At 37.0% G+C, this 9,761-nt stretch carries 10 protein-coding genes; 2 read left to right on the plus strand and 8 right to left on the minus strand.

Annotated features, from left to right (window positions below; all coding sequences use genetic code 11):
• Positions 1–23: 23 nt before the first annotated feature.
• From FJR08_RS06860 to FJR08_RS06870, 3 genes are all read right to left on the minus strand, one after another.
• Positions 24–458, minus strand: a complete 435-nt coding sequence (locus tag FJR08_RS06860; RefSeq protein ID WP_323294403.1) for a CAAD domain-containing protein — start codon at positions 456–458, stop codon at positions 24–26.
• 102 nt (positions 459–560) lie between these two features.
• Positions 561–953: a GFA family protein gene (locus FJR08_RS06865; RefSeq protein ID WP_168632651.1), complete on the minus strand. Its 393-nt coding sequence runs from the start codon at positions 951–953 to the stop codon at positions 561–563.
• Positions 954–1,034: 81 nt separating this feature from the next.
• Complete coding sequence (locus FJR08_RS06870) at positions 1,035–2,519, minus strand: CIA30 family protein (protein ID WP_168632652.1); 1,485 nt, start codon at positions 2,517–2,519, stop codon at positions 1,035–1,037.
• Between the two features lie 326 nt (positions 2,520–2,845).
• Between FJR08_RS06870 and FJR08_RS06875 the strand changes: the two genes are divergently transcribed.
• Positions 2,846–3,346: a HugZ family protein gene (locus FJR08_RS06875; RefSeq protein ID WP_015078921.1), complete on the plus strand. Its 501-nt coding sequence runs from the start codon at positions 2,846–2,848 to the stop codon at positions 3,344–3,346.
• Between the two features lie 2 nt (positions 3,347–3,348).
• Positions 3,349–4,251, plus strand: a complete 903-nt coding sequence (locus FJR08_RS06880; protein ID WP_168632653.1) for an alpha/beta fold hydrolase — start codon at positions 3,349–3,351, stop codon at positions 4,249–4,251.
• Between the two features lie 143 nt (positions 4,252–4,394).
• Here FJR08_RS06880 and FJR08_RS06885 read toward each other — a convergent pair whose 3' ends face one another.
• The 5 genes from FJR08_RS06885 to ilvE all read right to left on the minus strand — a co-directional run bounded on the left by FJR08_RS06885 (position 4,395) and on the right by ilvE (position 9,600).
• The gene (locus tag FJR08_RS06885) at positions 4,395–5,348 is read right to left on the minus strand and encodes a D-2-hydroxyacid dehydrogenase (RefSeq protein ID WP_168632654.1); all 954 of its coding nucleotides are present in this window, start codon (positions 5,346–5,348) and stop codon (positions 4,395–4,397) included.
• Between the two features lie 210 nt (positions 5,349–5,558).
• Positions 5,559–6,320: a sulfite exporter TauE/SafE family protein gene (locus tag FJR08_RS06890; RefSeq protein ID WP_323294404.1), complete on the minus strand. Its 762-nt coding sequence runs from the start codon at positions 6,318–6,320 to the stop codon at positions 5,559–5,561.
• 9 nt (positions 6,321–6,329) lie between these two features.
• Positions 6,330–7,106 (minus strand): class II aldolase/adducin family protein, encoded by a 777-nt coding sequence (locus tag FJR08_RS06895; RefSeq protein ID WP_168632656.1) that lies wholly within the window; start codon positions 7,104–7,106, stop codon positions 6,330–6,332.
• Between the two features lie 24 nt (positions 7,107–7,130).
• Positions 7,131–8,600, minus strand: coding sequence for an MFS transporter (locus FJR08_RS06900; RefSeq protein ID WP_254435707.1), 1,470 nt, complete (start codon positions 8,598–8,600; stop codon positions 7,131–7,133).
• A 91-nt stretch (positions 8,601–8,691) separates the two neighbouring features.
• Entirely contained in the window at positions 8,692–9,600 is a 909-nt protein-coding gene (ilvE, locus tag FJR08_RS06905) for a branched-chain-amino-acid transaminase (protein ID WP_039200423.1), read from the minus strand.
• Positions 9,601–9,761: the final 161 nt, after the last annotated feature.

Below are 9,761 nucleotides of genomic sequence, written 5' to 3' on the forward strand. Positions count from 1 at the left end.
TTTATTAGCTTGATAAAAAATCTTTAACCTAAAGATTGTTGTTTAAAAGAGTTAAATTTCTGGGATAATTCTTGCCGAGACTCAAATTTGAGGAGATAACGGAAAGCAAACCAGATAAAGTAAAATATGCCAATCAACTCGAAAATCGGTTGTAGCAAAGGTACACCATTCACAGCATCTAGTACGGCGATCGCTACCTTAACTGTGACCAAAGCTGATAAAATTAAAACTAGGGTGATTAAACCCTGTTTATTGTTGTTAAAAATACTGCCTAAATACTCTGGCAGTTGATTTAAGAATTCAAGAATTTGTCTACTAATTTGCTGCCATTGGGATTCAGGTTCTTTAGCAGCAGGTAATTTTGGTAAACTGCGATTATCTTCACCGGAAAAAGATAAACTATCTTGTGGTGAAGAATAATTTCCTTGTTCTGTTTGCTGTGCTTGAGTTTCCATCATAGTTATCATTTAGGAATTACAACATTTTTGACAAGTGAATAGACATGATTAAAATATCATAGTTTAGAGGCTAAATTTCCAATTATTGAAAAAATAATTTATTTAACCTCTTTGTAACTTATCAATATTTTCTTCCCAATTTACACCATCAAAAGGCACAATTTCAAAATTGCCAATTATATTTCCGTCTAAACACCGCACATTAACATCAATACAATCAGGGTGACTACGGGGAATATAAAAGGAATGAATCCCACAAATACTGCAAAACTTATGTTGTGCTACTTCCGTATTAAATTTATAAGTTTTTAAGACATCTTCCCCTTGTAGCAAAGTAAACTTTTCTTGGGGAACAATCAAATGCAAAAATCCTTTTTTAGCACAAATTGAACAATTACAATCATCAACTTTGTGATTATTAACTACTACCCGAAACCGCACCGTACCACAATGACAACCACCCTCATACGTAACAGATTTATCTTTACTTGACATTAAGTTTCTCCAGTTGATTAACTCTGATTGTAGGTTGGGTTGACAAAGGAAACCCAACAAATTCACTAATTACTTAAAGTTCTATTTATCAACTTGCAAAGAAGAAAATAGCCGTTTCCAATCTAAATTATCAGCAATTACTTCACTTTCCTTAACTTCAAAAGTGAGATTACTGGCTTTTGGTTCTTTAATTGCTTGTACACAAATTTCCGCAACATCATCACGGCTAATTTTTCCTCTAATATTATCACCTTGTTCAAAGATTAATTCCTTCCCCCCTGCTGTTTCCGTCAAAGCACAAGGTCGAATAATTGTATAAGGAATTCCACTAGATTTCAAGCTTTCTTCTCCTCGCAACTTCCAAGTTAAAATTCCTCCCAATTGGTCATTTAATCTCACTGCTGGTGGTTCTTCATCTAAATTAATTCCTGGTCTTCCTGGACGAGTTACCCCAGCAGAACTGATTAATACAAATTGAGGTAAAGTTTCCCCACCATAGGCTTGAATTGATGCAACTTCCAGCGCAAAAATCCCCGGATTAAAAGCAGGATTTAAAGCACCATCATATTCAAACTTACTCAACATTAATTGCAAAGAACAAACTTTACTAACGTCCATTGGTGGACAGTCTTTAACAATTTTGGCACGAAATACCGGAACTAAATCTGTGAAAGGAATCTGAATATCTAGCCAATTATTAGCAACAGTATCAAAAGAATAACTATAACCAACACCGTCCCAAGTTGATTCTGTGCGGATAAATATTTTATAACGTTGACCGTCACCTTTAACCCGCAATTTCACACCTTGATAACCAGATAAATCAACTAATGGTGAAAAATTCTTAGTTCTTACTGAAGCAAAACCCCCAGAATTAGCAGTTGAAACATTACCTGTGAATACTGCTGTATTTTCCCTAATTTGAAAACTACTGGAACTGACACCACCCATAACCACATCATCTAAAGCGCCCCAGATATTTTTGATTTCATCTGATGGTTTAGTAAAATCAAATATCGGTTTTTCACCCACAGAAACTAGATACTTTGCAGCGGCTGTTACTAAATTTTTCACACCTTGATATTCAACATTTTCTGGTGTATCTCCCACAATTTCCGGTAGATAGAATTTCACCCCTTGATTATATTTTGCCCTATCTGGTGTATCTCCCTCCACAGGTTGAACACGCACCGACGTACAACAAATTACAGCTTGAATATTAGCCATAACTAGACTTGTCAAAGTCTCTGATTTCGTAATATCCCCAACTACCAAATCAATATCATCACCCAGAATTGTCCGCGCTTTTGCAATATCTCGAACTAAACAACGGACATTATAGCCTTGTGCTATCAATTTTTTGACAACTCGTTTACCCACACCACCCGTCGCCCCAGCTACCAGAATTACAGCCATATTTCCTCCTGCTTTTGATATATCTTGATGATCTTTTGGACTACCTTGAAAGATTTTTTCTATCCAGTTAAGAACCGGAAATACTTCAAAGTAAGTTAGGGTTTTGATAAACCTGCATAAATCCCATTGAGAACGATCATTGTTACTCATAGTTACGATTTAATCATGTTATTTTAGTCTTATTGTATCAACTTTCGAGTATATAGTAGATAAAATATCAACTCCTGGATATAATTCATTTTCCTCTTTCTCTGCGCTCTCTGTGCCTCTGTGGTTGGTTAAAAAGAATATTCTTTAAACTCAAATAGTATTGCTATACAGCCTTTTTGATGTAACTTCAGAAATATCTCGTCTGCGGTTTAAAGGTAATTTATCTAACCACAGAGGCACAGAGGACACAGAGAGAAGAGGTTAAGGAGGAATTTTTATTGTTCTTAAAAATGGTATTATAATTTTTATAAATTAGGATAATTGCGATGAATCAATCTGAAAAAGCCCAAGCTGAATATGAGAAATTTCCCACAGAATTTACTAGCATTATCATTAGTACAGTAAATAAACAAGGAACTCCTAATGCTAGTTATGCTCCTTTTATTATGGACGATGATAAAAATATCTATATTTATGTAAGTGGACTAGCTACTCACACCCAAAATATTCAAAATCATCCTTTTGTGAGTGTTTTATTTATTGACGACGAAGTTAAAACTCAACAAATTTTTGCCCGTCGGCGGTTAAATTTTGATTGTACCGCAAGTTTGATAGCCAGGGAAACAGAGAAATGGCAGGAAGTTGTTGATAAATTTGAACTTCGGTTTGGAGAATTGATTACGACATTACGCAGTTTACCCGATTTTCGGATTTTGCAACTTACACCAAATACAGGACGGTTTGTCATTGGGTTTGGGGCTGCCTATAATATTAATAGTGATAATATCAATCAACTTGTACAAATTACCAAAGATTCACTTTCATAATTATGCTGCAATTTCAACCTCCTGGGTTTGGTAGTAAATTCATTCATACCTCTTTGGGGGCAATGGTTTACTATACCCAAATTAGCGCCCCTTGGGAAAATGCCAAAGATCAAGATTTACCACCATTATTATTCTTACATAATTTTGGTGGTGGTGCATCTGCTTATGAATGGTCGAAAATTTACCCGGCTTATGCGTCAACATATCGAATTTTAGCCCCAGATTTAATTGGGTGGGGAAAATCTGCTCACCCCGTGCGAGATTATCAAATTCAAGATTATTTAACGACGATTCTTGAATTTATTACTCAAACCTGTAATCAACCTGTAACTGTAGTAGCATCTTCTTTAACAGCGGCTTTAACTATTCGTCTTGCTGTTACTTATCCAGACTTATTTAAAGCTTTGTTTTTAGTTTGTCCTTCCGGTTTTAACGATTTTGGAGAAGGTGCAGGAAGGAGATTACCACTTTCTTTAATTAATACACCGTTGGTAGATAATTTAATTTATGCTTTAGGTGCAGAAAATGAAATTGCAGTTAGGAACTTTTTGCAAAGTTTTCTGTTTGCTAAACCAGAAAGAGTTACCCAAGAAATGGTATCAGCTTATTTAAGTTCTGCACAACAATATCAAGCCAAGTTTGCGGCTTTGTCCTTCTTACGCGGAAATCTTTATTTTGATTTGAGTTTATATATTCAGCAACTTCAAGTTCCAACTGTCATGTTGTGGGGAGAAAAAGCCCAATTTACAAATATGCAATTAGGACGACGGTTAGCAAATTTAAATCCTGGTGCAATTATAGGTTTTCACGAAATACCCGACACTGGAATTCTTCCCCATTTAGAAATACCAGCAGTTGTCATGGGAATATTGCAAAAATATATAGCGGTTATCGGTGGGATATAATACAATCAAGGGAAATCGAGGACGGGGTTTGTGATTTCCTGAGTGTATTTCACTCAAGTTCATACTGCTATAAATAATTTAGTTTTTGCCAACATCATCATTAATTATTTTAGCATAACCACTCTAGGAGATCCAAAATAAATTTAGTATCCGAGTTTTTGATTGACAACATTGCGTAAAGGCAAACCGGAAAGATATCGATTTAAGTTATCTAAAAACAAGGCCACCAAACGCGATCGCAATTGTGAAGATGTTCCTGCACAGTGGGGGGTAACAAAAACATTGGGTAAAGACCAAAAAGGACTTGCCAGTGGCAAGGGTTCCTCCACAAAAGTATCTAATGCAGCACCCCCGATCCAACCTTCAGTTAACGCTTTTAACAAAGCGGGTTCATCAACAACTGCCCCTCTAGCGACATTAATTAGGTAAGCCTGGGAATCCATCACGCGCAACGCTAATTCATCAATCATACCTTGAGTGTCTGACGTTAAAGGAATTGCAATCACGAGATAATCAGCCAAAGGTAGCAGAGAACGCCATTGATCTAAACCCACTATCTGATCAAATGCTGGTAAGGGTTGGGGATGACGGCGAATTCCTAACACTTTCATCCCGAAAGCTTTCGCTCTCTGGGCAATTTCGCGCCCAACGTGACCCGTACCAATAATTAACAAGGTTTTGTCTAGCAACTCCTGCAATTCTAATCCTTTAACCCAAGTTTTTTGATGTTGTAAGGTTTGTAATGCTACGATTTGTTTAGTATGGTAGAGCATAAAAGTTAAAACAAATTCAGCCACAGCAATAGCATTAACCCCCGCACTATTGGTCAGAATCAGATTCCGTTCCAAAAAAGTTGGAGTCAGAAGATGATTAACTCCCGCACTAACGGTATGATGCCAGCGTAGTTTCGGAGCATCTGCTAATACCTTATAGAGAGTCGTTTTTTTGAGATAATACCAATTCATATAAACTTCCGCATCTTGGGGGTTATCGTCAAAATTTCCGTCACTATCAACATGAACTGTCACTACATCAGACGGTAAATGAGGTTCAATCTCAGCCGCTAATTCTACAGGCAAAATAATTTTTAACAACATAGTGATTTTTTACTGGAGTAAGGATAGATCGTCCTGTAATTTACTTTCAGTCCTCTTCTTTTAAACTTTTTGCAACGAAACCTTAAATAGTAACAGAGGATTTCACATATACAATTGGCTCTTAGGTACTTGTTATGCCATGTTTGAAGAAAATTTCTCAGTGGATAAGAGGTTTAGTTTTTGAAGGTTTTCATGGTTTTTCAGCAAAGACTATTTAAAGAGAAAAAAATAGCCCGTCATGACAAAACCAACCACAGTAACACAGGTTCTCACCAGAGAAGGGTTAAGGTAACCGGAGTAATAAGCCCCGCCGTAGCCACCGATAACAGTTCCTACCATCATCAAAAATGCTTGTGGCCAAGCGACAAGATCAGCAAAGATGAAAGTAATAACGGCAAAACTATCAATGCAACCCATTAGCAATATCTTCAAGGCATTCATCTGATTAATATCTTTAATCCCTAATATTTTAAGTTTTGCCAAGATCAAAAAACTCATTCCTCCCCCATAAAATCCGCCATAAATGGCAATTAAAAACTGAATCAATAGAAATTTCAACAGCCGATTCCCAGGTTTTTCACCGATCTCTCGTAAATCCAACTCCTGGGGAGTTATGATTGAATTACTCAAGGTAAATAGGACTGTTGCTAAAAGTAAAAGCCAAGGAACAAGATAGTCGAAGGAAGTATTAGGAATGACAATCAACAACATTGCACCAAGCATCCCACCGACAAGGCTAATACTGCCCAAAAGTAAAGAGATTCGTCCCTCATCTGACAAACGTTGACGATAGACGTAAATACCAGCAATATACCCTGGCAGGGATGCCACTGTAGTTGTAGCATTAGCACTTATAGGGGGGACACCAATCATCAGCAGAGTCGGGAAGAAAATTAAACCACTACCACCAGCGACGGAGTTTAGCACCCCTCCTAATATAGATACAAACAAAAGAAAACAGTTCTGTTGCAAAGAATCTCCTTAACCCAACAAAAAATCAGTATCTTGACGTACAATCATCTGGTATAGAGGTTGAAAACTCAACCAACCTGACTGATGGCTTCCTACTTGGCTACTGGCCAGACTAGCGATTTCTGGGTCTATTAAAATAGGTTTACCGACCGACTCTGCCATTAACTGTGACTGACAACAAATTTCCATTCTGATAAACCACCAAGCCGCTTCATCGACTGAGTGACCGACAGTCAGTAGTCCATGATTGCGTAAAATAACCGCTTTGTGGTCTGAGAGGGCATGAGCAATTCTTTTTCCTTCTTCTACCTTCAGAACTACTCCAGTATAGTCATTAAACACACTGTGATCCTCATAAAAAGCACAGGCATCTTGGGTAATGGGATCAAGGAGACGGCCCAGACTAGACCAAGTTTTGCCATAAATTGAATGGGCATGAGCAACTGCAATAACATCAGGACGGGCGGCATGAATTTGGGAATGAATAGCAAAAGCCGCCTGATTTATGGGGTGGTTGCCTTCAAGGATCTCACCTTGATCATTGACCATAATTAGTTCACTAGCCCGAATGAGACTAAAATGGACTGCCAAGGGATTGACCCAAAAGCAATCTAAATGTTCTGGATCGCGGACGGTGATATGCCCTGCTATGCCGTGATCAAAGCCAAACCGCGCAAAAAGACGGAATGCTGCGGCTAACCGTTCTCGGCGATGCTGACGTTCCTCTGCAAACGAGGTAAATGTCGGGGGTTGAAATATGGATGGGGATTTTTCGTTCGTTAGCATAGTTTTTTCCGATATTCAAGATAGTTACCCTTGATTGAGAGAAGCTTTCCAGCAGGAAAAAGCCCCTAGAATGACAGCAATGATCAATAAAATTGCAGCCCAATGAAAAGTTGTTTGCACCCCGATAATTAATGATTCAATAGGGGCAGTTGTCAGATCAATTTGCATTGAAAAATTAGATTGCCTTAAAGTTAAACTAGAAAATAGGGTTCCCATGGTTGATAGACCTATAGTTTGTCCTAAGTTCCGCGATAAAGATAACAAACTAGAAGTAATTCCTAATCGTTCTTGAGTCATCGCTCCCATGACAGCGCTGATATTAGATGATATAAATATTCCGGTTCCTAATCCATAGGGTGCAATTCGTAAAATGTAGCCTAATATCGTTAAATCTTCGTTGAAGGTGCTAATAGCCAAGCAACCGCCCGCTATGAATAATAGCCCGATTAAACGGATGGTAGAAGATTTAAAATGGTCACAAAGGATTCCAGAAATAGGAGAAATCAATCCCCCCAAAATGGGCGACGTTGCTAATAAACACCCTATCTCAAAACTAGAATATTGTTTCACAAATTGTAGGAAGAAAGGAATAATAAACATAATACCAGCAATAAAAGAATAGACGATGACACTGAGTAATAAGCCTAAACTTAATTGAAGGTCTTGGAAAATTTTTAAATCTAACATCGGTTCTGATACAGAATATTCTACAACTAAAAAGCTCATAAGACCGATAGCTGCAAAGGCTAACCAAGTTAAGGTAATTTTGCTGCTAAATCCCTCTGTTTGCACAAAAGTCATGCTTAACGAAAAGCAGACTAAGGTTATTGCCATAATCAGCATCCCGAATAGATCGAATTTTTGTTGCCTTTTACTGTTAGGAAAGGGAGGAAAAAATAGCACAACAATTGCCGTTGTAATAATCCCAATGGGCAAGTTGATCAAAAATATTAATTGCCAACCCGCTAAACTAATTAGCAGTTCTCCAACCGTCGGTCCAAGGGCAACCCCTACCAAGTGAATTCCACTAATAATTCCTAGAGCCCGTTGACGTTCTTCACTGGGAAAAACTTCTGCAATAATTGCTAATCCAAGAACGGAAATCAAGACAGCACCGAGTCCCTGAATGGCTCGAAAACCGATCAAATAATTAACCTCACAGACAAGTCCGCACATCAAAGAACTTATGGAAAACAGTATCACACCACCCAGATATAGCCACTTTTTATCCCACATATCCCCCAATCTTCCCGCACCCAAAACCATAGCAGTAATGGTTAACAAATAACTTAAAACAACCCATCGGATTAAGGCAGAATTGGTATGGAAAACTTCAACCAATTGAGGAAGAGTAGTATTGACAATATATACATCCAGAGCAAACATCAATGTACCAAGACTAATACCTAACATCGTTAACCATTTTTGGACTGCTGGTTGTTGCAGTTTTTCGGGAATAAGATTGATGGATTTAATAGCCTTGAATTTTAGCAATTATTTTGCTCCTAGTGGGATAATTTTAAGATAGTTTGTTATGAAAAATATGGCTTGTTTACTCCGCCAAAATATGGATTTTTTTATTTAATTATACCAGGACGGATTGAAAATGAACTTGAGTTAACCATTTTTGATATTTAGGGATTTTTCCCATCGTAATATCTAAATAATATTTTTGTAAACTTTTCCCAATCTCGATACTATTAAATATCAAGTTATCAATCTGTTTAATCGGGACAATTCCTATGGCAGTTCCAGTAAAGAATGCTTCATCAAAATTACCAATTGATGAATAAGAAATATGTTCCTCTTTAACGTTATATCCTAAATCAGATGCAAATTGTAACACTGAATCTCTGGTCATTCCTGGTAATATATTTTCCAGGGGAGGAGTATATAGTGTATGTTCTTTTATCAAGAAAATATTGCTCCCTACTCCTTCGGCAATATTACCATCATTATCAAGAAAGAATGCGTCATTAAATCCTTTTTTTCGGGCTTTTTCCCTTTCATAAGTAAAGATTTGATATTGCCCTGACCCTTTGACATCAACGATCATATTTCTCCTATCTTTCCTTAGTTCAGCTACAGCTATTTTAATCCCATCGGCAAAATTGAGGGGAAAATCAACAGCTAAAATCGCTAAATGAATATTATCTTTTGAAAGGGTTAATCCTGGAAAGGTATCTCCAAAATATACGATAGGTCTAATATAAGTTTCTCGAAGTTGATTGTAAGTCAATACATCTTGACAAGCTTGTTCAATTTCCTGGGGCGTAAATTTATCTTCTATCTGATAAAAGAGCTTGCTAGTCGAATGATACAATCTTTGAATGTGGTCAGTTAATCTAAAAATGAATGAACCTTCAGCATATTTTCTAGTTCTTATGCCTTCAAAAGCACCAAAACCATAGTGAAGACCCTGTGATAAAAGTGGCACAGAAATCTCATTATAAGTTTTGGTTATTTTTCCATCAAACCAAACTAAGTTACTCATGTTTTTAAGTTAAATTAACAATTTCATGGTGGTCTTTAAAATTCATTAAACTAATAATTTTGTTGTTGAGTCATTTTGACACCTCAAACTCGATTTTGATAGCCAAATTCAGTGACTAAATTACGAATTGAGTCTTGATTAATTACAGGTAAAATTAGGCA

The sequence above is a fragment of the Dolichospermum sp. UHCC 0260 genome (genome assembly GCF_009711985.1).
Taxonomy (GTDB): domain Bacteria; phylum Cyanobacteriota; class Cyanobacteriia; order Cyanobacteriales; family Nostocaceae; genus Dolichospermum; species Dolichospermum lemmermannii.